This is a genomic window from Tsuneonella amylolytica, assembly GCF_003626915.1.
GTDB lineage: Bacteria > Pseudomonadota > Alphaproteobacteria > Sphingomonadales > Sphingomonadaceae > Tsuneonella > Tsuneonella amylolytica.
Map to the genome: position 1 here is coordinate 1072120 of NZ_CP032570.1, position 26661 is coordinate 1098780.

General features: G+C 66.5%; 24 protein-coding genes. 16 read left to right on the top strand and 8 right to left on the bottom strand.

What is annotated here, in order from left to right:
• The first annotated feature begins 146 nt into the window (after positions 1-146).
• Positions 147-1901: a fatty acyl-AMP ligase gene (locus tag D4766_RS05290; protein WP_120716501.1), complete on the top strand. Its 1755-nt coding sequence runs from the start codon at positions 147-149 to the stop codon at positions 1899-1901.
• A 3-nt stretch (positions 1902-1904) separates the two neighbouring features.
• Here D4766_RS05290 and D4766_RS05295 read toward each other — a convergent pair whose 3' ends face one another.
• Complete coding sequence (locus tag D4766_RS05295) at positions 1905-3455, bottom strand: TIGR00341 family protein (RefSeq protein ID WP_120716502.1); 1551 nt, start codon at positions 3453-3455, stop codon at positions 1905-1907.
• Between the two features lie 150 nt (positions 3456-3605).
• On the opposite strand from D4766_RS05295, the gene D4766_RS05300 reads away from it, so the two are divergent.
• Genes D4766_RS05300 through D4766_RS05310 form a run of 3 tightly spaced genes read left to right on the top strand, consistent with a single transcriptional unit; the run spans position 3606 to position 5880 of the window.
• On the top strand, positions 3606-4805 hold the full coding sequence (locus D4766_RS05300) for a toxic anion resistance protein (protein ID WP_120716503.1): 1200 nt from the start codon (positions 3606-3608) through the stop codon (positions 4803-4805).
• Positions 4802-5575, top strand: coding sequence for a hypothetical protein (locus D4766_RS05305; protein ID WP_120716504.1), 774 nt, complete (start codon positions 4802-4804; stop codon positions 5573-5575). The genes D4766_RS05300 and D4766_RS05305 overlap by 4 nt, the downstream gene beginning before the upstream one ends.
• Positions 5575-5880, top strand: coding sequence for a polyhydroxyalkanoic acid system family protein (locus tag D4766_RS05310; RefSeq protein WP_120716505.1), 306 nt, complete (start codon positions 5575-5577; stop codon positions 5878-5880). Before D4766_RS05305 ends, D4766_RS05310 begins: the two co-directional genes overlap by 1 nt.
• A 12-nt stretch (positions 5881-5892) precedes the next feature.
• Here the strand turns inward: D4766_RS05310 and D4766_RS05315 are convergent, their stop codons facing one another.
• On the bottom strand, positions 5893-6333 hold the full coding sequence (locus D4766_RS05315) for a DUF2721 domain-containing protein (protein WP_120716506.1): 441 nt from the start codon (positions 6331-6333) through the stop codon (positions 5893-5895).
• A gap of 84 nt (positions 6334-6417) precedes the next feature.
• On the opposite strand from D4766_RS05315, the gene ku reads away from it, so the two are divergent.
• Genes ku through ligD form a run of 3 tightly spaced genes read left to right on the top strand, consistent with a single transcriptional unit; the run spans position 6418 to position 10300 of the window.
• Positions 6418-7296 (top strand): non-homologous end joining protein Ku, encoded by an 879-nt coding sequence (gene ku / locus D4766_RS05320; RefSeq protein WP_120716507.1) that lies wholly within the window; start codon positions 6418-6420, stop codon positions 7294-7296.
• Positions 7296-7778: an MgtC/SapB family protein gene (locus tag D4766_RS05325; RefSeq protein ID WP_120716508.1), complete on the top strand. Its 483-nt coding sequence runs from the start codon at positions 7296-7298 to the stop codon at positions 7776-7778. The genes ku and D4766_RS05325 overlap by 1 nt, the downstream gene beginning before the upstream one ends.
• Complete coding sequence (gene ligD / locus D4766_RS05330; protein WP_120716509.1) at positions 7775-10300, top strand: DNA ligase D; 2526 nt, start codon at positions 7775-7777, stop codon at positions 10298-10300. Before D4766_RS05325 ends, ligD begins: the two co-directional genes overlap by 4 nt.
• A gap of 4 nt (positions 10301-10304) precedes the next feature.
• On the opposite strand, the gene D4766_RS05335 is transcribed toward ligD, so the two are convergent.
• Positions 10305-11093, bottom strand: coding sequence for an SDR family oxidoreductase (locus D4766_RS05335; RefSeq protein WP_120716510.1), 789 nt, complete (start codon positions 11091-11093; stop codon positions 10305-10307).
• A gap of 75 nt (positions 11094-11168) precedes the next feature.
• Here D4766_RS05335 and D4766_RS05340 point away from each other — a divergent pair, with 75 nt between their 5' ends.
• Entirely contained in the window at positions 11169-11912 is a 744-nt protein-coding gene (locus tag D4766_RS05340; RefSeq protein ID WP_120716511.1) for an SDR family NAD(P)-dependent oxidoreductase, read from the top strand.
• A gap of 95 nt (positions 11913-12007) precedes the next feature.
• On the opposite strand, the gene D4766_RS05345 is transcribed toward D4766_RS05340, so the two are convergent.
• Positions 12008-13171 (bottom strand): acyl-CoA dehydrogenase family protein, encoded by a 1164-nt coding sequence (locus D4766_RS05345; RefSeq protein ID WP_120716512.1) that lies wholly within the window; start codon positions 13169-13171, stop codon positions 12008-12010.
• Between the two features lie 97 nt (positions 13172-13268).
• Here D4766_RS05345 and D4766_RS05350 point away from each other — a divergent pair, with 97 nt between their 5' ends.
• Complete coding sequence (locus tag D4766_RS05350; protein WP_120716513.1) at positions 13269-14144, top strand: alpha/beta fold hydrolase; 876 nt, start codon at positions 13269-13271, stop codon at positions 14142-14144.
• A gap of 103 nt (positions 14145-14247) precedes the next feature.
• Positions 14248-16002 carry a DEAD/DEAH box helicase gene (locus tag D4766_RS05355; RefSeq protein ID WP_120718077.1) on the top strand — a complete coding sequence of 585 codons (1755 nt, stop codon included), beginning with the start codon at positions 14248-14250 and terminating at the stop codon, positions 16000-16002.
• 28 nt (positions 16003-16030) lie between these two features.
• Here D4766_RS05355 and D4766_RS05360 read toward each other — a convergent pair whose 3' ends face one another.
• Positions 16031-17194 carry a CaiB/BaiF CoA transferase family protein gene (locus D4766_RS05360; RefSeq protein ID WP_120716514.1) on the bottom strand — a complete coding sequence of 388 codons (1164 nt, stop codon included), beginning with the start codon at positions 17192-17194 and terminating at the stop codon, positions 16031-16033.
• The gene (locus tag D4766_RS05365) at positions 17194-17955 is read right to left on the bottom strand and encodes a crotonase/enoyl-CoA hydratase family protein (protein WP_194955807.1); all 762 of its coding nucleotides are present in this window, start codon (positions 17953-17955) and stop codon (positions 17194-17196) included. The genes D4766_RS05360 and D4766_RS05365 overlap by 1 nt, the downstream gene beginning before the upstream one ends.
• 98 nt (positions 17956-18053) lie before the next feature.
• On the opposite strand from D4766_RS05365, the gene D4766_RS05370 reads away from it, so the two are divergent.
• From D4766_RS05370 to D4766_RS05380, 3 genes are all read left to right on the top strand, one after another.
• On the top strand, positions 18054-19313 hold the full coding sequence (locus D4766_RS05370) for an acetyl-CoA C-acetyltransferase (protein ID WP_120716516.1): 1260 nt from the start codon (positions 18054-18056) through the stop codon (positions 19311-19313).
• Positions 19314-19417: 104 nt separating this feature from the next.
• Positions 19418-20518: a 4-hydroxyphenylpyruvate dioxygenase gene (hppD, locus tag D4766_RS05375; protein ID WP_120716517.1), complete on the top strand. Its 1101-nt coding sequence runs from the start codon at positions 19418-19420 to the stop codon at positions 20516-20518.
• On the top strand, positions 20515-21102 hold the full coding sequence (locus D4766_RS05380; RefSeq protein WP_194955795.1) for a VOC family protein: 588 nt from the start codon (positions 20515-20517) through the stop codon (positions 21100-21102). Before hppD ends, D4766_RS05380 begins: the two co-directional genes overlap by 4 nt.
• Here D4766_RS05380 and D4766_RS13735 read toward each other — a convergent pair.
• The gene (locus D4766_RS13735) at positions 21099-21257 is read right to left on the bottom strand and encodes a hypothetical protein (protein WP_162935655.1); all 159 of its coding nucleotides are present in this window, start codon (positions 21255-21257) and stop codon (positions 21099-21101) included. The two genes, D4766_RS05380 and D4766_RS13735, sit on opposite strands and share 4 nt — an antisense overlap.
• A gap of 989 nt (positions 21258-22246) precedes the next feature.
• Positions 22247-23701 carry an ADP-ribosylglycohydrolase family protein gene (locus D4766_RS05385; protein WP_234024904.1) on the bottom strand — a complete coding sequence of 485 codons (1455 nt, stop codon included), beginning with the start codon at positions 23699-23701 and terminating at the stop codon, positions 22247-22249.
• A gap of 910 nt (positions 23702-24611) precedes the next feature.
• Here D4766_RS05385 and D4766_RS05390 point away from each other — a divergent pair.
• Genes D4766_RS05390 through D4766_RS05400 form a run of 3 tightly spaced genes read left to right on the top strand, consistent with a single transcriptional unit; the run spans position 24612 to position 26636 of the window.
• Entirely contained in the window at positions 24612-25460 is an 849-nt protein-coding gene (locus D4766_RS05390; RefSeq protein WP_162935656.1) for a YqaJ viral recombinase family protein, read from the top strand.
• Positions 25457-26296, top strand: a complete 840-nt coding sequence (locus D4766_RS05395) for an ERF family protein (protein ID WP_120716520.1) — start codon at positions 25457-25459, stop codon at positions 26294-26296. The genes D4766_RS05390 and D4766_RS05395 overlap by 4 nt, the downstream gene beginning before the upstream one ends.
• A complete protein-coding gene (locus D4766_RS05400) occupies positions 26289-26636 on the top strand; it encodes a DUF968 domain-containing protein (protein WP_120716521.1) in 348 nt (115 codons plus the stop codon). Before D4766_RS05395 ends, D4766_RS05400 begins: the two co-directional genes overlap by 8 nt.
• Positions 26637-26661: the final 25 nt, after the last annotated feature.

A 26661-nucleotide genomic window follows, 5' to 3' on the forward strand; every position in this document is an offset into this window, starting at 1 on the left:
TCGTGCCACATAGAGTAACGAATGGGAAACATTGGACCACATGCGCGCGGCGGAACGTTACGCGCGCCTAACGCTTGGACTGCGTAAAACAGAGCGCCGCCGGCCCCCCGGACAAGGGCGCGCAGACAACGGGTTTATCCTCTTTCATGACCGAATCGACCCTCACGCCCACGCCGAACGACTGCCCGCTCCCGCGGCGGCGATCGGACTTCGCGACTTTCGCCGAAGCGATCGACTACGCCGCGCGTAGCGAGAAGGGGCTCAATTTCCACGACATGCGCGGCGACCTCGTGCGCCCCTATCCGTTCTCCGAAATGCGCGCGGATGCGCTGAAGATGGCGCACCGGCTGGTCGCGGCGGGAATCGGCCGGGAAGACCGCGTCGCCATCGTGGCCGAAACGAGCCCGGAATTCGCGGCGCTGTTCTGCGGCTGCGTCTATGCCGGGGCATGGCCCGTGCCGCTGCCGCTGCCGACCACGTTCGGGGGCAAGGACAGCTACATCGACCAGCTTGCCGTCCAGCTCGAAAGCAGCGATCCGAAGATCCTGATCTATCCGGGCGAGATCGCCGACCTGGCCCAAGCCGCCGCCGAGCGGCAGGGTTGCGAAGGCATCAGCTGGGAGGAATTCGCCGCCGCCGACGCGCCCCCGGTCGACCTGCCCGAACCGCAGCCCGACGACATCTGCTATCTCCAGTATTCGTCCGGCTCCACCCGCTTCCCGACCGGGGTCGCGGTCACCCACCGGGCGCTGCTGCACAACCTCTACGGCCATGCCACCGGGGTCGACCTGGGCGAGAACGACCGCGTCGTCAGCTGGCTGCCGTGGTACCACGACATGGGCCTCGTGGGCTGCTTCCTCTCGCCGATCGCCAACCAGGCGAGCTGCGACTACCTGAAGACCGAACATTTCGCGCGCCGCCCGCTCGCCTGGCTCGACCTCATCAGCCGCAATCCGGGCAACACGCTCAGCTATTCGCCGACCTTCGGCTACGACATCTGCGCGCGGCGCATCTCTTCGCAGAGCCATGTCGGCGACCGGTTCGACCTGTCGCGCTGGCGCACCGCAGGCAACGGCGCCGACATGATCCGGCCCGACGTGATGCAGGCCTTCGTCAACGCCTTCGCCGAAGCGGGGTTCAAGGCGAGCGCCTTTACCCCCAGCTACGGCCTTGCCGAAGCGACGCTGGCGGTCACGGTGATGCCGCCGGGCGAAGGCATCCGGGTGGAACTGGTCGAAGAGGAACGCCTGTCGGGCGCGGAGCGCGATCTCAGCCGCCCGGCCCGCTACCGCGCGATCGTCAACTGCGGCAAGCCGCTGCCCGGGATGGAAGTCGAGATTCGCGGGGAGCATGGCGAGATCAAGGGCGACCACCGGATCGGCAAGGTCTGGTGCCGCGGCGAATCGGTCATGCACAGCTACTTCCGCAACGAGGAGGCGACCAACGACTGCCTCGTCGCCGGGCCGGACGGCGAGGTATGGCTCGACACCGGGGACATGGGCTACCTCGGGAACGGCTACCTGTTCATCGTCGGCCGGGCGAAGGACATGATCATCATCAACGGCAAGAACCACTGGCCGCAGGACATCGAGTGGGCGGTGGAACAGCTGCCCGGCTTCAACCACGGCGACATCGCGGCCTTCAGCATCGACGACGGCAACGGCGAGGAAGTGCCCGCCGTTCTCGTCCACTGCCGCGTCAGCGACCCCGACGAGCGCGTGCGCCTGCACGACCAGATCCGCGACAAGGTCCGCTCCATCACCGGCATGAACTGCGTGGTCGAACTGGTCCCGCCGCGCACGCTGCCGCGCACGTCCTCGGGCAAGCTCAGCCGGGCGAAGGCCAAGCGGCTCTACCTTGCCGGCGAGATCGAGCCGATCAAGCTGCCCGAGGCGGCCTGACCCCTACTCGCCGGCTCCATCGCCGGCATCGTCCCATGTTGCGCGCAGCGGCGCCGGGCCGGGGGCCGTACGCACGGTGACACCCTCGTCCCGCAGCGTAGCCGCGGCGGCGGCGGCATCGGCCTCGGGGCCACTCAGCACCACCGGCCGGCCCGACCGCTGCGCTGCCCAGCTAACGAGGGCGAGAGCGGAAGCGCCCGCCCGGGTCGGCTCCCCGTCGGCGAAGGCGACTGTCGGCAAGGCGATTTGCAGCGCCCCTTGCGGCGGTTCGACCGCCACCGCCCAGCCGTCGGCATCGGCGGCTATCCGGCGCTCGAGCGCGCGGTAGGTGGCAAGGCCCGCGCCCGGCAGGGCCTGCGCGCGCACGACCGCGCGGCGCTTGCCCCGATCGATCGTCACCGCATCCTCGCCCGTCCCCGCCACGAGCGCGAGCTCGCGCGACAGGGCATCGATCCGCGCGCTCTCGTCCGCCTCGCGCTCGGCTTGCGCGGCGGCGAGCTGTGCGGCTTCGGCGGCCTGCGCGCCGGTGCCGACCTGGTACTGCGTGATGCGCAGCTGGACCGGCCGGCCGAGCAGGCGCTGGAGCGTGCGCGCACCCTGCACCTCGGCCTGCGGAACCGGTGTCGGGGTCAGCACCGTGGCATCGACCGCGACCGGATCGGCCCGCCAGTCGATGTCCACCTGGCTCAGCCGCGAACGGTCGTCGAACAGGCCCTGCAGCTCGCTGCGCACGATCCGCGCGCCGTTCGCCTCGCGCCCGATCTGGATCAGCGAATAGCCCAGTGGCACGGCCAGCAGCACGAACACGATGAAGACCGCCAGGTTCTGCATCATCGTCTGCCGCCCGGTGAGGTCCGCCCGGAAGCCATAGAGCCGCGCCATCAGCATTGCGGTGACCGCGATCACGATGGCGTTGGTCACGAACAGCAGCAGCGCGCCCGAGAACACCGTCCAGTTGACCGTCGCGAGGCCGAAGCCGACCACCGCGAGCGGTGGCATCAGCGCGGTCGCGATCGCCACCCCGACGATCGCCCCCTCGCGCCCGCGGATCATCGCGTAGGCGCCCGCCAGCGCGGAAAACAGCGCGACGAGGAGGTCGAACAGGTTGGGCCGGGTGCGACTGGCGATTTCGCTCGTCACCGTCTGGATCGGCGACAGGAACACGATGAGCGCGCACAGCACGATGGCCATCACGCTGCCGGCAAGCAGCGCCCTCGCCGATTTACGCAGCCAGGCGTAATCGCCGATCGCCAGCGCGAAGCCCAGACCGATGATCGGCCCCATCAGCGGGCTGAGCAGCATCGCCCCGATCACCACCGCGGGGCTGGACAGCAGCAGGCCGAGGATCGCGATCCCGCCGCTCATCGCGGTCATGAACATGTAGCGGCCCGAGATGTAGGCCTCTTCCCGCCGCGTCTCGATCACCTTGGCCTGGTCGATGTCGCGGATGACCATGCGCCACCAGCGGCCCCAGCTTCTCACCACGGTGCCGAACGGCACGTGGGTCTGCGCGAGCGTATCGCGGTTCGCGGGCGCGGTGTTCCCCTCTGCCATCCTCGGGTCCCTAGCCCGCCCGGCCGCGCGACGAAAGGGTGCGCGACGGAAGGGTGCGCGCGGGGCGAAACGTGCTAGGAAAAGCCGCGAAACTACTTGCGCACCGCCGCCGCTGTCCTAATTTGATAATACACCATGCCAGAGGATCCCATGGCCGAGACCAAAACCGCCACTGCCGTCGATCTCGAACTCACCCCGCCCGACCCCGTGCCGGCGGTCGCCGCCGAGCGCGCGTCGGGCCTCGTGCCGGTCAGCGAGGAAAAGAAATCGAAGCTGGAAGAGAAGGCCGACGCCTTCGTCGCCGATCTGGTGGCGGAGGATGCGAACTCGCCCGAGTTCGGTCGCAAGGTCGACCAGATTACCAACATGGGCCGCAAGGAAATCATGGCCGCGGCCGGCATGTCCAACCGCTTCCTAGACCGCCCGGTGCGCGCGATGGACAAGGACGAGGGCGTGGGCGCCAACCTCGCGGAATTGCGCCGCGTGGTCGAAGACCTCGACCCGGGCCGCCGCGGGGCGAAATCGGGCACGCGCAAGATCCTCGGCATCATCCCGTTCGGCAACAAGCTGACCAACTACTTCCGCAGCTATCAGAGCGCGCAGACGCACATCCAGTCGATCCTCGGCAACCTTTCCAGCGGCAAGGACGAGCTGCTGATGGACAACGCCGCGATCGACGTGGAACGCCAGAAGCTGTGGGAGGCTATGGGCAACCTGGAACAGATGATCCACATCTCCCGCACGCTCGACGCCAAGCTGGAGGACAAGGCGGCGGAACTCGACGCGACCGATCCCGCCAAGGCGAAGGCCATCCGCGAGACCGCGCTGTTCTACGTCCGCCAGCGCACGCAGGACCTGCTGACGCAGATGGCGGTTTCGGTGCAGGGCTACCTCAGCCTCGACCTCGTGAAGAAGAACAACGTCGAGCTAGTGAAGGGCGTCGACCGCGCCAGCACCACCACCGTGGGCGCGCTGCGGACCGCGGTGACGGTGGCCGAAGCGATGACCAACCAACGGCTGGTGCTGAACCAGATCACCGCATTGAACACCACCACGGCCAATATCATCGACAGCACCAGCACGATGCTGCGCGACCAGACCGGCAAGATCCACGAGCAGGCGGCATCGAGCACCATTCCGATGGAGACGCTGCAGCGCGCGTTCCAGAACATCTACGACACGATGGACGAGGTCGACGCCTTCAAGCTGCGCGCCCTCGACAGCATGAAGCAGACGGTCGAGACGCTGTCGGGCGAAGTCGAGAAGTCCAAGGGCTACATCGCCCGCGCCGAAGGGCAGGCCCGCGCGGCGAGCCAGGTGTCCGAATCGAAACTGCTGGCGGCCGAATGAGCGGGCGCGACCTGACTTCCGCAAGCGACCGGATCATCGAGCACGCGCGGGTCGTGCGCGACGACAATCGCGCCGGCGGCCGTCATCGCCGCACGACCGGGCGCCCCATCGGCGCCGGCTCGAAGCGGCTGCGCCAGCAGCACCTCACGAAGAAGATCGTGCGCATCGTCGTCGCGATCTTCGCGCTGTGGGTCGCGGCCGGGATCGTCGGGACCATCCTGAACGGCATCGGCTTCATGGGCGTGATGGCGCTGATCGTCGCGACGATCGTGGGCGTCGCCGTGCTCGGCAAGTACCCGCGGATGAAGGTGCCCAGCCGCACCGATCTTGCCCGCAGCAACGATGCGAAGGCACTCGTCGGCAAGACCGAGCTCTGGCTGGAGGCGCAGCGCCCCGCCCTGCCCGCCCCCGCCGCCGACATGGTGGGCAGGATCGGCGTGCAGCTCGACGCGCTGGGCCTCCAGCTCGACGGGCTCGATCCCAACCATCCCGCGGCGCGCGAGGTCCGCAGCTTGGTCGGCGAGACCCTGCCCGAGATGGTCGACAGCTATCGCCGCATTCCCCACACTTTGCGCGCCGAGGAGCGCGCGGGCGCGACCCCCGATGCCCAGCTCACCGAAGGGCTCGGCAAGATCAGCGACGAGTTGGGCCGCGTGACCCGCGAGCTGGCCGAGGGCAACCTCGACGATCTGGCGATCAAGACCCGCTACCTCGACTACAAGTACGGCGGCGACGCCGCCCTCGACACCAATCGCAAGGACATCGCCTGATGCGCGTCGCCATTCCCCACCAGCTCGACCAGGACGAGGTCCGCCGCCGTCTGAAGTCGAACACCGAAAGCGTCGGCGACCACATCCCCGGCGGCGCGGCGGTGCGCACGACCTGGCCCAGCGAGGACCGGATGGACATGGCGATCGGCGCGATGGGGCAGAACCTCGTCGCCCACGTCGACCTCGAACCCGGGCAGCTCGTGCTCAACGTCGACCTGCCGCCCGCGCTGTCCTTCGTCGAGCCGATGATCGCGGGCGCGATCCGCAGCCAGGGCGACCGGCTGCTCGCTCCCCCCAAGAAGTAATCGCGGCGCGGCCTAGAGCCGCCGTTCGGTCTCGAGGTATTCTTCCGGGATGCGCAGCGCGGCCGATGCCGCCTGCGTTTCGCGCAGGAACAGCACCAGCGCCCACATCATCAGCCCGATGGCGAGGAGGAACGTGCCGGCGGCGACCTGCTGCAGGTCGACCTTGCCCAGCTCTTCCAGAAACAGCACCGCCACGGTGACCCCGATCGACAGGCCGCTCGTCACCAGCAGGCGCAGCGCCTGGCCGATCAGCTGGATGCGCCGGTTCACAAGGCGGATTTCGCGCACCACCTGATCGTGCGCCATGCCCTCGGTCTCGGCGTGCACCCCCTGCAGCGCGCGGCTGCGGTCGACCACCCGCCCCAGCCTTGCCGACAGCAGGTTCATGATGTTGCCGATCGCCACCAGCACGAACACCGGGGCGAGCGCGAGCTGGATGGTCTGCGCGATCATGCCCGCCAGATAGGACGCGCGCCGCCGATTGGAAACGATTTGCCCCGTGCTGAGTCGACTCCTGCGAACGAAGGGGAAATTTCGATGGCCGCACGCGCATACTGGACCGGGCAGATCCGCCTCGCTCTCGTCTCTATCCCGGTCGAGGTCTACGCCGCCACCAAGAGCGGGGCGGCGATCAGCTTCCGCCAGATCCACGAACCGAGCGGCAAGCCGATCAATTACGAAAAGGTCGTGCAGGGCATCGGCCCGGTCGATCACGACGAGATCGTGAAGGGCTACGAAATCTCGAAGGGCAACTACGTCCTCCTCGACGACGACGAGATCGAGGCGGTCAAGATCGAGAGCAAGCGCACCCTCGAGCTCGTCCAGTTCGTCGACGCGAACGAGATCGACGTGTTCTACTTCGAGAAGCCCTACTACGTCGTCCCGCAGGACGAGCTGGCCGAGGAAGCCTTCGTCGTGCTGCGCGAGGCGTTGCGGGCGAAGAAGAAGGTGGCGCTCGGCCAGATGTCGGTGCGGGGTCGCGAACAGCTCGTCAGCGTCAAACCGTGCGGCAAGGGCCTCGTCATGGAAACGCTGCGTTACGAGGACGAGGTTCGCCAAGCGCAGAGCTATTTCAAGGACATCCCGACGGGCAAACCGGCGAAAGAGATGCTCGAACTGGCGGGATCCCTGATCGACCAGAAAAGCGCACCGTTCGACGCCGGCGAATTCCGCGATCGCTACGTCGATGCGCTGAAGAAGCTCGTCGAGAAGAAGGCCAAGGCGAAGGGCAAGAAAGTGCTGGAGGACGTCGAGGAACCAGGAACGGCCGGCGGCAAGTCCAACGTGATCGACCTGATGGCCGCGCTCAAGAAGTCGGTCGGCGGAAAGGAACCGGCCAAGAAAGCGCCCGCAAAGAAAACGGCTGCGAAGCAAACCTCGGCCAAGAAGGCCTCTCCGGCGAAGAAGCGCGCCTGATGGAACTCAATCCGCCGGTTCTCGTCCATTTCATCGACCTCGACCTCGCCGCCCGGCTCGGCATCGCGGCCGTGCTAGGCCTGGCGCTCGGCCTCGACCGCGAGGTGCGGGGGGTGGCCGCCGGTATGCGGACGCACGGCCTCATCTGCTTCTCCGCCGCGGCGATGACGGTGTCCATCATCGCCCTCTATCACGAGATGGGCGGTGACACCGAAAACGCCCGGATGGACCCGTTACGGGTGTTCGAGGCGACCGGTTCGTTCATCGGCATAATCGGGGCGGGGCTGATCGTGTTCAGCAAAGGGAGCGTCAAGAACCTCACCACGGCGGCGCACCTGTGGCTTGCGGCGGTGATCGGGATAGCCTGCGGCGCCGGGCAATGGCCGCTCGTCGCGATCGGCTCCGTCATCTCGGTCATCATGCTGACGTTGCTGCGCCTGGCCGAAAGGCGGTTCTTTCCCGACAAGGATACCACGGCATGAGCAAGCGCGACCCCTTGGCCGAATACAACAAGAAACGGGACTTCGCGAAGACGGCGGAGCCTTCGGGCAAGCGCGCGACCAGCGACACCGGCAACCGCTTCATCGTGCAGAAGCACGACGCGACCCGGCTCCACTGGGATTTCCGGATCGAGGCCGACGGGGTGCTGAAGAGCTGGGCGGTGACCAAGGGGCCCAGCCCCGACCCCGAGATCAAGCGCCTCGCCGTGCGGACCGAGGATCACCCGCTGAGCTACGCAGAATTCGAAGGCTCGATCCCCAAGGGCGAATACGGCGGCGGCACCGTGATGCTGTGGGACACCGGCACCTGGGCCCCGGTCGAGGGCAAGAGCTGGAAGGACATCGACAAGGGCCATCTCCACTTTACGCTCGACGGGACACGGATGAAGGGTGAATGGATCCTCATCCGCCTGAAACCGCGCGGCAACGAGAAGCGCGAGAACTGGCTGCTGCGCAAGGTTGCCGACGCGTTTGCGGAGGAGGGCGACCCGCTGGTCGAACACGCGCTCACCAGCGTGCTGACCGGCCGGACGATGGCGGAGATCGAGGCCGATGCGGGCGGCGAGCACTCGCTGGCGGGCAAGAAGGGCAAGGCGTTCGCAGCCGAGATGAGCAAGGCTGCGGCGCACAACGCGAAAAAGGCGCGCAAGGCGCCGAAAGCGAAGAATTCGGCACCCGCGAAGCCGCCGAAATTCGGCAAGCCCCAGCTCGCGACGCTCGTGGACAGCGTGCCCGCGGGCAACCGCTGGATGCACGAGATCAAGTTCGACGGATACCGCGCCCTCATCGCCGCGGCAGGGGAACAGGTGCAGGTCTGGACCCGGAACGGCAAGGACTGGACCGACAAGTTCGCACCCCTGGCCGAAGCGGTCGCCGCACTCGACCTGCCCCCCTGCCTGATCGACGGAGAGATCGTCGCCTACGGCAAGGACGGCAATCCCGATTTCTCTTCGCTACAGGCGGTATTGAAGCGCGGTCACGGCAGCCAGACCGCGAAGGACAAGCTCAGCTTTCATGCGTTCGACCTCCTCGAAGCGAACGGCGAGGATTTGCGAAAGCTACCCAATATCGAGCGAAAAGAGCGGCTTGAGGCTCTCCTCGCCGCCGCGCAGCCGCCGATCCATGTCGCCGATCACGTGCTGGGCGCGGGCGAGAAGCTCTACCGCGCGATGTGCGATGCGGGCCAGGAAGGGATTATCTCCAAGGCGATCGACGCCCCCTACCGCGGCAGCCGCACGAAGAGCTGGGTCAAGGTGAAATGCACCCGGCGGCAGGAATTCGTGATCGTCGGCTGGAAGAAATCGAGCGCGAAGGGCCGCCCCTTCGCCTCGCTGCTCCTCGCGCAGAACGAGGGCAAGACGCTGACATACAAGGGAAATGTCGGCACGGGCTTTTCGCAGGAAACGATGGCCGACCTTGCCGCAAAGTTTGTGAAACTCGAGCGCAAGACCCCGCCGGTCGAAGTCGACAAAGCCTCGTCGCGCGGGGTCACCTGGCTGAAACCCCACCTCGTTGCCGAGATCGCCTTTGCCGAGTTCACCGCCGACGGCAACGTACGCCACGGCAGCTTCCTCGGCCTGCGCGGAGACAAGGAGGCGGCGGCGGTCGCTCCGGAAAAGCCCGAACCCGCGCCCGAAGAAGACTCAGGCGTCGCAATCACCAGCCGCGACCGCGTGATCTTTCCCGAAAGCGGGCAGACGAAGGGCGAACTCGCCGACTACTACGAAGCCGTCGCGCCGCTGATGCTGCCGTGGGCTGCGCAGCGCCCGATCAGCCTCGTTCGCTGTCCGCAAGGTCGCGGAAAGAAATGCTTTTTCCAGAAGCACGACAGCGGATCGTTCGGCCCGCACGTCCACCACGTTCCGATCACCGAGAAGGACGGCGGGGCGGAGGATTACCTCTACGTCGAGGATGCCGCCGGGCTCGTCGCCTGCGTCCAGATGGGCACGATCGAGTTCCACGGCTGGGGCAGCCGCAGCGGCGATGTGGAGCAGCCCGACCGGATGATCTTCGACCTCGACCCCGACGAAGGCCTCGACTTCGGCGACGTGAAGTCGGCGGCCGAGAACATTCGCGACCGGCTCGCCGATATCGGCCTCGCCAGTTACGCGATGCTGTCGGGCGGCAAGGGCGTCCACGTCGTCGTTCCGCTCACGCCCGGCCATTCGTGGGACGCGCACAAGGACTTCGCCAAACGGTTCGCCGAGGCGCTGTCGCTCGCCGAACCCGACCGCTTCATCGCGACGATGAGCAAGGCCAAGCGCAAGGGGAAGATCTTCATCGACTGGCTGCGCAATCAGCGCGGCAGCACTGCGGTGCTTCCTTATTCGGCCCGTGCCCGCGAAGGCGCGCCGGTGGCGATCTCGATCGCGTGGGGCGAACTCAAGGACTTCGCCGACGCGCACCCGTTCTCGATCTCGGATGCGAAGAAGTTGGCGACGCGCGCGAAGTCGAAGGCTTTGGCCGGATGGGGCTTCGCCGAGCAGACGCTGCCCGAAATCTGACCGCTCAGGCGAGGCCCTTGGCAATGTCCATCCGGCCCGCATCACCCACGCTGCTGCCCCCGTCGACGTCGAGGATCGTGCCGGTGATGTAGCTGGCGGCCGATGAGCAGAGGAAGGTCGCGGCGTCCGCGATCTCGTCGATCTCGCCCCAGCGCTTGGCTGGAATGCGATGCTCGTGTGCCGCCCGCATCTCGGGATTGGGGGCAAGGCGCGCCATGCCTTCCGTCCCGTCGATCGGGCCCGGAGAGATGCCGTTGACGCGAACGTCCGGCCCCCATTCGATCGCGAGGGTGCGGATGACCTGGTTGACGCCGGCTTTCGCGGCGCAGGCGTGAATCTGCAGCGCCATCGCCTGTTCGGCCTGCCCCGCGGTGATCGCGATCAGGCTGGCGGGCGTGTTGAGGAGGTCGTGGCAGGCGCGGAACGTGTTGAACGTGCCGAGCAGGTCGATGTCGACGACGGTCTTGAAGGCGTTCGCGCTCATGCCCAGCGCGGGTGCCAGGAAGTTGCCCGCCGCGCCGGCGACCACGAAATCGAGCGGACCGAAATCGCTGCGCGCTTGTTCCAGCGCACCGCGGATCGCGCCGTAATCGCGTACGTCGGCACTCATGCCCAGCGCATCGGTGCCGATCTCTCCCGCGGCGCGCGCGGCTTTCTCCGGATCGCGGCCGCAGACCGCGACCTTGGCGCCGAGCGCTGCGAAGCGCCTGGCGATGCCGAGGTTGATGCCGCTGGTTCCGCCGGCGACGAACGCCACCTTGCCGTCGAACAGTCCGTCGCGAAACGTGGTCATGCCGCTCTCCCCCAAAAACGCCGATACTTGCGCGCTCGTGCCGTGAGCGTAGCGTGGGGGCGGGAGGATGCAACGATGATGGACCCGCTATTCGATTTCACCGGCAAGGTCGCGCTGGTCACCGGCGGCAGCCGCGGGCTGGGGCGAGAGATGGTGCTGGCGCTGGCGCAGCGCGGGGCGGACGTGGCGATCGCCAGCCGCAAGCTCGACGCGTGCAAGGCGGTGGCGGAGGAAGTGCGCGCGATGGGGCGCCGCGCGATGGCCCATGCCGCACACTGCGGACGCTGGGACGAGATCGATGCACTGGTGGAAGCGGCTTATGCCGAATTCGGGCGGATCGACATTCTCATCAACAACGCCGGCATGGGTCCGCAGATGCCGAGCCATGAGGTCAGCGAAGCGCTGTTCGACAGCGTGCTCAACCTCAATTTCAAAGGTCCCTTCCGCCTCGCGAGCCAGGTCGCGCACCGCATGGCGCAGGGTGACGGCGGCTGCATCGTGAACGTCAGCAGCACCGCTTCGATCCGCGCGATCCCGATGGTCGTGCCCTATGCCGGGGCGAAGGCGGCGGTGAACGCGATGACCGTCAGCCTTGCGGCCGAATACGCGCCGAAGGTCCGGGTCAATGCGCTCGTCCCCGGCCCCTTCCTGACCGACATCGCGCAGGCGTGGTCGGAAGAGGCACGCGAAACCCAGCCGGTCGCGCTCGGCAGGCCGGGCCGCCCCGAGGAGATCGTCACCGCCGCACTGATGCTGGCGAGCCCCGCGTCGAGCTACACCACCGGAGCGCTCGTGCAGGTGGACGGGGGACCGCGATAGGCCCTCCCGTCATCTCAGCGAAAGCTGGGATCGCTCTCCGAGATGCGGAACCTGGCGGCACGCGACCCCAGTTTGCGCTGGGGTGACGGCCTTGCTCACATCGAGCGCGCGATCAGCATCTTCATGATCTCGTTCGATCCGCCGAAGATGCGCGTGATGCGGCTGTCGCGGAACATCTTCGCGATCGCGTATTCGTTGATGTAGCCCCAGCCGCCGTGGAACTGGAGACACTTGTCGACGACCTCGCCCTGCAGCTCCGTCAGCCAGTACTTGGCGATCGAGGCGGTGGTGACGTCGAGCTCGCCCTTCAGCACTTTCTCGATGCAGTCGTTGACGAAGACCTTGGCGGCGGTCGCCCTGGCCTTGAGGTCGGCGAGCACGAACTGGGTGTTCTGGAAATCCCAGATGGTCTTGCCGAATGCCTTGCGCTGCTTGACGTACTCGACCGTGGTGTCGAGCGCCTTCTCGATCGTGGTCATCGCGCCGATCGCGATCACCAGGCGTTCCTGCGGCAGTTCGCCCATCAGCTGGTAGAACCCGCGCCCCTCGACCCCGCCGAGCACGCTGTCGCTGGGGAGGTACACGTCGTCGAAGAACAGTTCCGACGTATCGGCCGCGTCCTGCCCGATCTTGTCGAGCTTCTTGCCGCGGCGGAAGCCCTCGGCCCCTTCGGTCTCGAGCACCATCAGGCTGATGCCCTTGTGCCCTTCCTTGGGGTCGGTCTTGGCGACGACCACGATGAGGTTCGCAAGCTGCCCGCTGGAAATGAAGGTCTTCGCCCCGTTGAGGCGGTAGCCGTTGCCGTCCTTCACCGCGGTGGTGGTGATGTTCTGAAGGTCGCTGCCGACGCCCGGCTCGGTCATCGCGATGGCGCTGATCAGCTCGCCCGAGACCAGCTTGGGCAGCCACTTCTTCTTCTGCTCCTCCGTCCCGTGGCGGACGATGTAGGGCAGGATGATGACGTTGTGCAGCGACGCCGCGAACCCGTCGACGCCCTTTTCGGCCTGCTGCTCGAGCACCACGAGATCGTGGCGGAAGTCGCCGCCGTGGCCACCGTATTCCTCCGGCACGGTCATGCCGAGCAAGCCCGCCGCGCCGGCCTCGCGCCAGAACTCCGCCTCGACCTGCCCATCCTCGCGCCATTTCTCGACCCGCTTGGCCGGCGCGTGCTGTTCGTAGAACTTGCCCACCGCATCGCGGAAGATCGCGATTTCCTCGTCTTCCATGAATGCGGGATCGGGTACGTCGATGACGGGCATGGGGGAGGTCCTCTCGATGTCGATTCTGCTATTGAGGGAAGCGTATCAGGCGGGTAGCGATCCGCAACCGAAATTACCGCTTACGTAAAGGGCAGGCATGGAACTGATCGGACCCACCAGCCAGAGCTACATCAGCCAGCGCACGCGGCTGCATTACGCCGACTGGGGCAACCCGGACGCCCCGCCGCTGATCCTGCTCCACGGCGGGCGCGACCACTGCCGCAACTGGGACTGGACCGCCGAACGCTTCCGCGACGACTGGCACGTCATCTGCCCGGACCTGCGCGGCCACGGCGACAGCGAGTGGAACAACAACGGCGTCTACACGACGATGGGCTACGTCTACGACCTCGCCCAGCTGGTCCACCAATTGGGTCTCGCGCCGGTGACGATCGTCGCGCATTCGCTGGGCGGCAACATCGCCACCCGCTTCACCGGGCTCTACCCCGACCAGGTCCGCAAGCTGGTGGCGATCGAAGGCCTCGGCCCCAGCCCGAAAATGATCGAGCAGCGCCGCGCGAAGCCCTACGGCGACCTCTGGACCAGCTGGATCGACAAGAAGCGCGAGGCGAGCGCGCGGCAGGTACGCAAGTACGATACATTCGAGGATTGCCTCGACCGGATGCGCGAGGCCAACAGCTACCTTTCGGCCGAGCAGGCCCGCCACCTGACGCTGCATGCCGTCATGCGCAACGAGGACGGCACCTTCAGCTGGAAGTTCGACCCCCACCTCCACGCCTGGCCGCCCGACGACGTGCCGACCAAAGGCCAGCACGCCCTATGGGCCGCGATTACCTGCCCCACGCTGATGATCTACGGCAAGGATTCGTGGGCCAGCAATCCGGAAGAGGACGGGCGGCTGGCGCTGTTCGGCGACAACGTGAAGGTCAGCGAATACGAACGCGCTGGCCACTGGGTGCATCACGACCGGTTCGAAGATTTCGTGAGCGAAGTGGGCACCTTCATCGCCTGAGGCGGCAATGTCGGCAGGGCCGGACAGTGCCCAGAATGCTGCACTTGCGAAATAATTGCGGCGACGGGTGTCGCAAGGGCCGCCTCGTCCCTATGTGACCCCCATGCCCTTTCCCCAATTGCCGCCGGTTCTCGGCGAAGCGCTGACCGCACGCGGTTACAGCGAGCCCACTGCCGTTCAGGCAGCCGTCCTCCAGGCCGAAGCGGAAGGGCGCGACCTCGTCGTGTCGGCGCAGACCGGCTCGGGCAAGACCGTCGCTTTCGGCCTCGCCATGGCGCCCGACCTCATCGGGGCGAACGGCATGGTCGGGTTCGCCGAAGGGCCGCAGGCGCTGGTCGTCGCGCCGACAAGGGAACTGGCGCTGCAGGTCAGCCGCGAACTCGTGTGGCTCTACGGCAAGGCGGGGGCGCGTATCGCCAGCTGCGTCGGGGGCATGGACCCTTCGAAGGAACGCCGCGCGCTGCGCGACGGCCCGCAGATCGTCGTCGGCACCCCCGGCCGGCTGCGCGACCACCTCGAGCGCGGGGCGCTCGACCTCGCGCACATCCGCACCGTCGTGCTCGACGAGGCGGACGAGATGCTCGACATGGGCTTCCGCGAGGACCTCGAGGAACTGCTGGACGCGACGCCCGAGCAGCGGCGCACGCTGCTGTTCTCGGCCACGATGCCGCCCCAGATCGCCCGTCTCGCCCAGAGCTACCAGCGCGATGCGCTGCGCATCTCCACCATCGGCGACGAGCGCGGGCACGGCGACATCGCCTACCAGGCCGTCACCGTCGCGCCCGCCGATATCGAGGCGGCGGTGGTCAATCTCCTGCGCTTCCACGAGGCGCCGAGCGCGCTATTGTTCTGCGCGACACGCGAGAACGTGCGGCGGCTGCACACCACCCTGCAGGACCGCGGTTTCGCGGTCGTCGCGCTGTCGGGCGAGCATTCGCAGTCCGAGCGCAACCAGGCGCTGCAGGCGCTGCGCGACCGGCGTGCGCGTGTCTGCGTGGCGACCGACGTCGCCGCGCGCGGGATCGACCTGCCCTCGCTCAGCCTCGTCATCCATGTCGAGATTCCGCGCGATGCCGAGACGCTCCAGCACCGCTCGGGCCGAACGGGCCGCGCGGGCAAGAAGGGCACCGCCGTCCTGCTGGTCCCCTACCCCCGCCGCCGCCGTGTCGAATCGATGCTGCGCGGCGCACGGATCGAGGCCGACTGGATCGCCGCACCCACGGCCGAGGACATTCGCGCGAACGACCGCACGCGCCTGCTCGAGGCGCTGCTCGAACCGGCCGAGTTCGACGACGAGGACCGCGCGCTCGCTGCGCAGGTGCTCGAACAGCGCAGTCCGGAGGACGTCGCCGCCGCTCTCGTCCGCGCGCATCGCCAGGCCATGCCGCAGCCGGAGGAGCTGATCGCGAACAACCCGGAACGGCAGAGGGCGGACCGCCAGGAACGCCACCGCCCCGGTTTCGAGGATGTCGTCTGGTTCCGCATGGACATCGGCCGCCGCCAGAACGCCGATCCGCGCTGGATCCTGCCGCTGCTCTGCCGCCGGGGTCACATCACCCGCAACGAGATCGGCGCGATCCGCATCGGGCCGAACGAAACGCATTTCCAGATCCCGCGGGCCATCGCGGAGCGGTTCGACGGTTCCGTCCGGCGCACGGCCAGCGCCGAGGATGGGAACGACGTGACGATCGAACACGCGCCCGACGGCCCCCGGCAGGCCGCGCGCCAGAACCGCAAGGGCAACGATGCGCCGCGGCCGGGACCGAATAACGGGCCGCGCGTTCGTCCGGTCGCGCAGGGCGGCAAGAAGCCGTGGCCGAAGAAGCCGCACCGCAAGGGCTCGCGCAAGGCGGACTGACCGGCGAGCGCCCCCCGGCGTGATGGACTCAGGCGACCGTACCGGCCTCCTTCAGCGCCGCGATCTCGCCGTCCGACAGGCCGAGCGAAGCAAGCACCTCGCCCGTCTGGTCGCCCGGCATCGGCGCAGGTTGCGGCTTGGCGGTCGCGGTGCCCGAGTAGCGCGGTGCGGGCGCCGGCTGCATCGATCCGCCGACCTCGACGAACGTGCCGCGTGTCCTGTTGTGGGGATGCTCCACCGCCTCGCTCATGGTGAGCACCGGGGCATAACACACGTCGGTGTGCTCCATCAGCGCATCCCACTCGGCGCGGGTTCTGGTCCTGAACAGCGCGGTGAGCTTGTCCTTCAATGCGCCCCACCGGCCGCGGTCGTGCTGGGCGTCGAAGTCCTTGTCGTCCGCCAGCCCGGCTCTCGCACGCAATTCGGCGTAGAACTGCGGCTCGATGCTACCGATACTGACGAACTTGCCGTCGGCGGTCTCGTAGGTGTCGTAGAAGTGCGCACCGGTGTCGAGCATGTTGACGCCGAGATCCTCCGACCACACCCCCATGTCTTTCATGCCGTGCATCATCGCCATCAGGACCGCAGTGCCGTCGGTCATCGCGCAGTCGATCACCTGGCCCCCTCCCGTGCTTTCTGGCCCGCCGCGCGCGACGTTGAGCAGCGCGGCGGTCATTCCGAAGGCGAGCATCATCCCGCCGCCGCCGAAATCGCCGACCATGTTGATCGGCGGGGTCGGCTTGCCGCCCGCGCGCCCGAAGTGCGCGAGCGCGCCGGCGAGCGCGATGTAGTTGATGTCGTGCCCGGCGTAAGGCGCGTAGGGCCCGGTCTGGCCCCAGCCGGTCATGCGGCCATAGACGAGCTTCGGATTGTCGGCGAGCAGCTCGTCGGGGCCCAATCCCAGCCGCTCCATCACGCCGGGGCGGAAGCCCTCGATGATCCCGTCCGCGCTCGCGGCGAGCTTGCGGGCCAAGGCGACGCCTTCTGGACTTTTCAGGTCGATGGCGATCGATTTGCGCCCGCGGGCGAGCACGTCCTTGGCTGTAACCGGCTGCGATCCGCCGCGCGAACCGCTTGCACGGTCGATGCGGATGACCTCGGCACCGTGGTCGGCGAGCATCATCCCGCAGAACGGCCCCGGGCCGATGCCCGCGAATTCGACGATCCGGATGCCTTCGAGGGGTCCGGGCATTACTTGCCCTTCCAGTTGGGGCTACGCTTCTCGGCGAAGGCGAGGCTGCCCTCGCGCGCGTCCTCGCTCATGAACACCTGTGGCATCAGCTCGCCCTGCTTCTGCCAGCGGTCCGCATACGACCAGTCGGGGCTCTCGTTGATTACCTGCTTCGATACCCGCACCGCGACCGGCCCGTTGGCGGTGACCTTGGCCGCCAGCTCCAGCGCCGCGTCGAGCGCGCTGCCGTCGGTCACCCGGTTGACGAGGCCGAGGTCGTAGGCCCGCTGCGCGTCGATGAAGTCGCCGGTCAGCGCCAGCTCCATGGCGATCTTGGGCGGGATCATCTGGGGAAGCTTGACCAGCCCGCCCGCCGCCGCGGCGAGCCCGCGCTTCGCCTCGGGAATACCGAACTTCGCGTTCGCGTTGGCGACCACGAGATCGCATGAAATCATCAGCTCGAACCCACCCGCCAGCGCATAGCCTTCGACCGCGGCGATCAGCGGCTTCACCGGCCCGCGCTCGGTGATTCCACCGAACCCGCGCCCTTCGACCGAAGGCCGCTCGCCGCGCAGGAAGCCTTTCAAGTCCATGCCCGAGCAGAACGTGCCGCCCGCTCCGGTGAGGATCGCGACACGCAGGTCGTCGTCGCTGTCGAGCCGGTCCATCGCGTCGGCGATGCCCTGCGCCGCGGCGGCGTTCATCGCGTTCTTCGCCTCGGGCCGGTTGATCATGACGATCAGCACGCCGTCACGGACTTCGGTCAGCAATTCCTCGCTCATCGCGGTCTCTCCCATTTCGCTTTGCAACTTGTCTTGTGCCGCTTGTCGGCACGGCTTACGTTTCCGTCAACCCGATTCCAAACGAGAGGATACAAGACATGGGCGAGGCCTACATCATCGACGCGGTGCGCACCCCCCGCGGCATCGGCAAGGCGGGCAAGGGCGCGCTGAGCCACCTCCACCCGCAGCATCTGGCCGCCACGGTCCTCTCCGCGATCAAGGAGCGCAACGACCTCGACACCGCGACGGTGGACGACATCGTGTGGTCGACCAGCAGCCAGAACGGCAAGCAAGGCGGCGACCTGGGGCGCATGGCGGCGCTTTCCGCAGGTTACGACGTGAAGGCCAGCGGCACCACGCTCGACCGCTTCTGCGGCGGCGGCATCAGCAGTGTGAACTTCGCCGCCGCGAGCGTCATGTCGGGAATGGAAGACTGCGTCATCGCGGGCGGCACCGAGATGATGAGCTACACCGCCGCGCACGCTGCCGAACAGGCCAATGCCGGCCTGCCGCCGCGCCTGATGGGTTCGGGCCACGAGGCGCTCGACGAACTCCACCCGCAAAGCCACCAGGGCGTGTGCGGCGACGCCATCGCCACGATCGAGGGCATCGACCGCAAGGCGTTGGACGACCTCGCACTCGTCAGTCAGCAGCGCGCCGACCGCGCGATCAAGGAAGGCCGCTTCGACAAGAGCGTGGTGCCGGTAAAGAACCCCGACGGCACGATCGCACTCGACAGGGAAGAGTTTCCGCGGCCCGAGACGACTGCCGAGGGCCTCGCCTCCTTGAACCCGAGCTTCGCCAAGATCGCGGACTTCGACATCGGCGGGACGACCTTCCGCAAGCAGATCAACCGCCGCTATCCCGACCTCGAGATTCAGCACTTCCACCACGCGGGCAACAGTTCGGGCGTGGTCGACGGCGCCGCGGCGCTCCTCATCACCAGCCCCGAATATGCCAAGGAGAACGGACTCAAGCCCCGCGCGCGCATCGTCGCCTACGCCAACCAGGGCGACGACCCCACGCTGATGCTCAACGCCCCGGTCCCGGCGGCGAAGAAAGTGCTGGAAAAGGCTGGCCTGACCAAGGACGACATCGACGTGTGGGAGATCAACGAGGCGTTCTCGGTGGTCGCCGAGAAGTTCATCCGCGACCTCGATCTCGACCGTGAAAAGGTGAATATCAACGGCGGTGCGATGGCGCTGGGTCATCCGATCGGTGCGACCGGTTCGATCCTCGTCGGCACCGCGCTCGACGAACTCGAACGCTCGGGCGGCCGCTACGGCCTCATCACCATGTGCGCGGCGGGCGGCATGGCCCCGGCGCTGATCATCGAGCGGATCGACGGCGAGGCATAAGCCGGCGCTTCTCGACCGGACGGCACGCGGCGGGCTTTGACAAAAGACCCGCCGTTTGCTATTTAGTTTCAAACGAAACCAATGCGCTTTCCGGAGACACGCCCATGGCCGACCTGTTCGAAAACCCCGCCGGCCTCGACGGCTTCGAATTCGTCGAGTTCTGCGCGCCCGAGAAGGGCATGCTCGAACCGGTGTTCGAGGCGATGGGCTTCACCCGCGTCGCGCAGCACCGCTCGAAGGACGTGCACCTCTGGCGGCAGGGCGGCATCAACCTGATCGCGAACTACGAACCCAGGAGCGCCGCGTGGTACTTCGCCCGCGAACATGGTCCGTCGGCCTGCGGCATGGCGTTCCGCGTGAAGGATGCGCGGCAGGCCTACGCCCACCTGCTGGAAAAGGGCGCCGAACCCGTCGCGGTGCAGACCGGCCCGATGGAACTGCACATCCCCGCGATCCGCGGCATCGGCGGGGCGATCCTCTATCTCGTCGACCGCTATGCCGGTGAAGGCGACGAAGGCCTGACGATCTACGATATCGATTTCGAGTACCTTCCGGGCGTCGACAAGCACCCGGTCGGGGCCGGGTTCGAGCGCATCGACCACCTGACGCACAACGTCTACGGCGGCCGGATGAAGTACTGGGCGGACTACTACGAGACGCTCTTCAACTTCCGCGAAATCCGCTACTTCGACATCAAGGGCGAATATACCGGCCTCACCTCCAAGGCGCTCACCGCGCCCGATGGGAAAATCCGCATTCCCCTCAATGAAGAGGGCAAGGGCGGCGGCGGCCAGATCGAGGAATTTCTGCGCGAATTCAACGGCGAGGGTATCCAGCACATCGCGCTTATCTGCGACGATCTCGTCGCCGCTTGGGACCGCCTGCAGAAGCTGGGCGTTCCCTTCATGACCGCGCCGCCGGACACCTACTACGAGATGCTGGAAGAGCGCCTGCCCGGTCATGGCGAGGAAGCCGAGCGGCTGCGCACCCGCGGGATCCTGCTCGACGGGACGACTGAGGGCGGCCAGCCGCGCCTGCTCCTCCAGATCTTCGCGCAGGCGCAGGTCGGCCCCGTGTTCTTCGAGTTCATCCAGCGCAAGGGCGACGAGGGCTTCGGCGAAGGCAACTTCAAGGCCCTGTTCGAAAGCATGGAGCGCGACCAGGTCAACCGCGGCGTGCTCAAGGTCGAGGAACCGGCGGAATGACCGACCACCCCATCAAGCACCCCATTTCCTTGGGCGGCGTCCACCATGCCGCATATCGCTGCAAGGATGCCAAGGAGACCGTCGAATGGTACGGCCGCGTGCTCGGCATGGACTACACCACCGCCTTCGCCGAGGATCATGTGCCCTCGACCGGCGACTACGACCCGTACATGCACGTGTTCCTCGACGCGGGTAACGGCAACGTGCTGGCGTTCTTCGAACTGCCGCACCAGACCGACATGGGGCGGGACGAGAACACACCCGCGTGGGTCCAGCACCTCGCCTTCAAGGTCGCCAGCGAGGAAGAGCTTCTCGCCGCCAAGGAGCATGTCGAGGCGCAGGGCATCGACGTGCTAGGCCCCACGCATCACGGCATCTTCAAGTCGATCTACTTCTTCGATCCCAACGGCCACCGGGTCGAACTGGCGACCGACATCGGCACCGACGAACAGTACGCCGAACTGAAGCGCGTCGCGCCGATGATGCTGGAGGAATGGAGCCGGACCAAGAAGGCCCCGCGCCATGCCGACTGGCTGCATGAGATCGCCCGCGGCGAACACGCCGCCGCCAAGCCGTCGGACTAGCGGGCGCCTCCGCCCACGAATTCGGCGATAGTCGCGACCAGCCGTTCGCGGCTGGTCGAGAATGCGGTGACGAGCGGCGCAAGATCGCGGGCGAGCAACAGCCTTTCGAGGTCCGCTTCATCCCAGGCGACGTGGATACCTGTCCGGTCCGCCATCGCTGCGGCGGTTGCCTGTTGGTGATCGTTTCGATGCTCCCCCAGCGCCGTCCGGCGAACAGAAGGGACGAGCGGCTTCCTCGCTTTAGAGACCCATAATCAGACGAAGCAGCAGGAGCCATCGAAGCAAGATGAGGCTCGTATGGCATGACCCACTGCGAAGTTAGAAATTGACGCTCGCGATTGGCGCAGGATGCACCAAAGCCGCGACCGCTTTCCCAGCTTGGTAACCGTAAGAGTCACAGAGAGGAGCTGATTATAACGTTGTTTGTTCAGCACCTCCCGAGGGCGATCCGAGACGCGTCCGAGAGCGAATATCCGACCAAAATCGGAATTTTGCTGTAGTTTTGGATTTTTCGCGCTTGCCCACTCGGCCCTTATAAAAAAAAGGGGTGGTGATGAACGATATCTTCGACACTCTGCCGACAGACCGCTTCCCGCTGCCTTTCCTTGAAGCCTTACCATCACTCACTGCGCGAGAGGTTCATGACGAACTCCGACGCGGGCGGGATCAATGCGATTGGTTATGGTCAGATAGCGGATGGTATATGCGCTGCCGGATTGAACGCTTGGATGGTGCCCACCTTCGGTTGGCTGTCACAAATCAACCCAGTTGCTTGATGAATCAGGGCGAGGCGATCATCAAGGTCTCAAAAGCGAGTAACTACTCCGACCTGAGAGCATTCTCATTGTTTGACTGCCCAGCGTGTGGATCAACCAGGAGGAAGCTTCTCGCTTACGATACGTGGCGTTGCCGAGACTGTTGCAAAGTACCTTACCGGAGTGAACGCTTGAGTGCCAAGGTCCGCAAATGGGAGCGGATGGACGAGCTTGCCAAAAAGATAGTTCAGGGGCGCCCAAAGGGGATGCATCACAAAACATTCGCAAGCTTGGTACGAGAGCACGACCGTCTGAAGCGGGAGTTGGGCGATACCCGAGCAACACCGCCCCGCGAATATCAACTGATGCTATCTCAACAATGGTCGTCCTCACGAGTGAGACCGTTCTAACACATTGCTAGTCTCGCCTGACTGTCGATCGCCGATAAGGCGAAGGCCAAGCTCGGTAATCCTCTCTCGCCACTCGATCATGGCAAGCCAGTCTTGGGGAATACCGCTGGCGCCGTAGATCGCACCGGCAAGCTGGCCGGTGATGGCCGCGGTGGTGTCGGCGTCGCCTCCGAGATTAGCAGCGAGCAGGACAGCGTCCCGGAACGAGGTTGTGCGGGCGGTCGCCCAGAGCGCAGCCTCGAGCGAGTGCGCGACATAGCCCGACGACTGGATCTCGTCGCGCCGCTTACCGTGCCAGGAGCCGTCCATGATCGCAGCGATCGTGCCGCGATAGGCGGCATCGGAACGCGGCGCGATAATGGTGCTAAGAGGTTCACCGGCGATGGCAGCGGCAAGAAGCTGCGCAAAGGCGACCGAGGCACTGATGGCTTCTGGAGCGGCATGGGTGGTGACCGTCTGCCGGGCAGCGACCTCGACAAGCCTGGCGGGATCGTGCGCCCATCGCAGGGCAACCGGAGCAAGGCGCATGAGCGCACCATTGCCGGCGGTCTTGGGATCGGTCGAACCGGCTGCAGCGTCGCCCGTGCGGCGCCACCGCGCCAAGGCAGAGGATACCGTGATGCCGATGTCGAAACAGGTCCCGGTACACGAGTAGGCACCGCTGCGCTGCCAGCGGTCGAACCGCTGCATGAGATCGTCCTGGTCGAGTTCGGGGTGCGCAATGAGGCTGTCGGCGAGAGCAAGAGCCATGGCGGTATCATCGGTCCACTGCCCCGGCTTGAGCCGGAAAGGTCCGCCGCCAACGATAGTGGTGAGGGGCTCATAGCTATCGCGGGCTTTGAACTCGAGCGTGGTTCCAAGCGCATCGCCGACCGCAAGGCCAAGCAGGGCTCCGAGTGCGCGGTCCTGCAGCGCATCGGGCGTTGTTGAGGGGATCAGTTCGGGTGCTGGCGCGATGCTGTGGACATAGCGTTCCTGCGCTGTTGTCTCGATAGCGCCGGGCCGTGCCGCGCGCACGATGGCAATGGCCTCCTCCGCCGGGGTGCCCAGTTCGACTAGCAGGCGAGCCGCAATCATGCCGGCACGGCCAAGGCCCCCTTTGCAATGGACGACCACGTCGAAGCCGTTGCGCAGGCGAGTCCGCAGGCCCTCGCCTGCGGTCAGCCAAGCCTGCTCGAACGCGTCGGTGGGAACCGAAACGTCGGCAATGGGCAGGTGAAGCCAGTCCATGTGCTGCCGGCGGACTTCGTCGCCGAGGTCCGGTACGCCGAGCTCATCCAGTTCGTGCGGTTCGACCAAACTCACCACTACCGCTGCGCCGCTCTCGCGAACGGCGGCGACGTCGAGAGCGAGGTCTCGCTTCCACGTACCGGTTGCGGCATGCGCCTGCTGCTTGCCCGGGCAAAAGGTCATGCCGATCCGCCCCGCGGGCAATCCGCCGGTAGTGGCAGGCGACACATAATCGATTCGCAAGGGGTGGGAGATGCTGGTTCGGATCATTCAGGCGGCTTCTTACAACACCGCTTGTTTGTCAGCGGCAGCTTATGCTTGCTCCTCTGAAGCAAGACCAGCCAGCCCAAAGTTGCTCAAGGGCTCATGATCCTCGAGCGACCACTTATTCAAGGCAAGCAACTTGATGCGGCAGCCGACGCGATTGAGTTATCGGCCACCGCGACCAACGTTATACAACCCTTATGAATTCTTGTCTCGTAGAAAGCGGCACGAATGCTCGAGTTTCTTTGAGCGTCAAAATTAATCCAACTTTAGGATCGGACGATCAGGAACATTGATCGCTTCAATCTCGGTGCAACCTCTTCCTAAGAGTTCCTGCTCGAACCTGCTGGCGAATTCAAGGGATGAAATTGGAACTTTGACGCGTTTACCGCGCTCGTTCCTGTAGCGTAGAACCAAAACCCGACCCATCGGACCTTCCCTAGATTTCCGATCGACGCATAGGCGATTTTGAGCGGAATTGCCACGTTTCCCTTGAATTGCTCTGCCTGAGCCGAGCGTCTCATCATTTCGTAAAACACCATTCCTCTTCTGCGTGAAGCGAGCAGATCGTGAAGGCGTGAGGTGATTCTCCGGCATGGGTCGGGGCGGATGCCTCGCGCTGACGAGGAGAGCCGTTGCCATGCAGTTGAACGCCGTACCGCCCGTACCCGCAGTCGCAAGGAAGACGCCCCGGCGCCAGGCCCGGCCAGCTTCGAACCCGTGCCGGGAGGATGCACCGCCGTCGGAGCCGTTGCGACCAGCTGAGCCAGGCCGAACCCCGCAGGAGCCGGGCGGTGCCGATCAATGCCGCTTGCCGGGTGAGCGATGCGGCGTCACGACGCCAGGCGTCATGACCGCAAGCGCATCTTCGCCTATAGGGCCTTACTGGCCGGCGCTGTCGGCGATCGGCCTGTCGGAGGAGGCGCGTGAGGCCCGCCGCCACTCGATCGGGGGAAGCGATGCCAACATCATCCTGTCGGGTTCGGACGAGAAGGTCCTGCGGCTGTGGCAGGAGAAGCGCGGCGAGGCCGAGCCGGAAGACCTGACCGGCAACCTTGCGGTCATGCTGGGATCGTGGAGCGAGGCGTTCAACCGCCAGTGGTACGAGCGCGACAGCGGGCTTGCGGTCAGCCGGGTCGGCATTTCGATCACGAGCGAGCAACAGCCGTGGCGCACCTGCACGCTCGATGGCTACGTCGATGCGCTGGCCGCGGTATGGGAGGCCAAGCACACCAACGCGTTCACCAGCGCCGAGGATGCGCTGGCCCGGTGGATGCCGCAGCTTCAGCACAATATGGCGGTGATCGGCTGCGAACGGGCGGTGCTGTCGGTGATCTTCGGCAACGCCAAGTGGGAGGTGTTCGAGATCGCCGCCGACTGGCTGTACCAGGACGAGCTGCTTGAAGCCGAACAGCGGTTCTGGGACTGCGTGCTGACCGGCGAGCCGCCGGTCGCGCTCCCTCCCCCGCCCCCGCCGCGGCCGGTGGGGCATCGCGAGGTGAGCCTTGAAGGCAGCAACGCATGGGCAGCAGCCGCTGCCGACTGGATCGCCAACCGGGCCGCGGCCGCCACGCACAAGGCGGCGACCGCAGCATTGAAGGAGCTGGTCGAGGCGGACGTGACCCGCGCGTTCGGCCACGGCATCGAGGCCAAGCGCAGCAAGGCCGGCGCGCTGTCGATCCGTGAGCTCGGCCAGTGATCGGCCGGGTCTACCAGGCAATCAGCGCGGTCGCGGGCGAGCTGGCCGGGGACGGCATCGCCAAGACACGGCTCAATGCGCGGGACAACTACCTTTACCGCAGCATCGACGATGTGCTGGGGGCGCTGGCTCCGCTTCTGGCCCGTCACCGGCTCTGCATCCTGCCGCGGGTACTGGAGCGCAGCGCGGCCGAGCGGATCGATGCGAGCGGCGCGCTGGTCATGCACGTCGCGCTCAAGGTTGCGTTCGATCTCGTTAGTGCGGAGGATGGCTCGGCGCACACGATCGAGGCATACGGCGAAGCGCTGGATGAAGGCGACAAGGGCACCGCCAAGGCGATGCAGTCGGCTTACAAGTATGCGGTGCTGCAGGCGTTCTGCGTGCCGGCGCTGGCCGGCGAAGACGCCGATGCCCGCTCACATAAGCTGACGCCCTCGCTCCGGGCCGAACCCGCAGAAGGCTGGCCGGCGTGGTGCGCGATGCTGCGCGGCGAGATCGCCGCCTGCGCGTCTCCAGGCGACCTCCGCTCGTTGCAGCAAGCCCGGCGGGGCGACCTCGCGGCGCTCTCGCGCGAGCAGCCGGCGCTTTACCGGGACATAGGCGCTGCGTTCGCCGGGCGTCAGGCAGCGCTGACCGGGTCACAGCATGACGCCGCGACGTCATCTGCAGCAGGCGAGCCCGAAGCTAGGGATACGGGACCGGCTCAGCCCCCTGCCAGGCCCGCGCAGCAGCGTACACCATCGAGCGCGCACACCGCCGAGAATGGGTCTGCGGCAATAGCGGCAGCCACCATCAATACAGCGCGGCCGAAGAAAGCGAACGGTGCGCATGCGTAGCGCCCCACTGAGCAGACATCTTCCCGAACGACTCACGCGGGATCGTACAAAGCCTGCGTCCGGGCGGGACTGTCCGGCTCACCGGGCATGGGTGCGCGGTCATCACTGCTGTGTCCCCGGCTGTCTCGACCGCCAGATCGAGTGCGCTCATGTGCGGTCGGGCACGGACGGCGGCACCGCCCTCAAGCCGTCCGACCGCTGGTCGGTCAGCCTGTGCCGCACTCATCACGCCGAGCAGCACCGCATCGGCGAGCGTGCGTTCGAAGCCAAACACGCGCTCGACCTCAAGGCGATAGCCGAGCGGTTCGCGGCCACCTCGCCCCATCGGCACAGGATCTGAGCGCGATGGAGATGAGGCCTCGGCC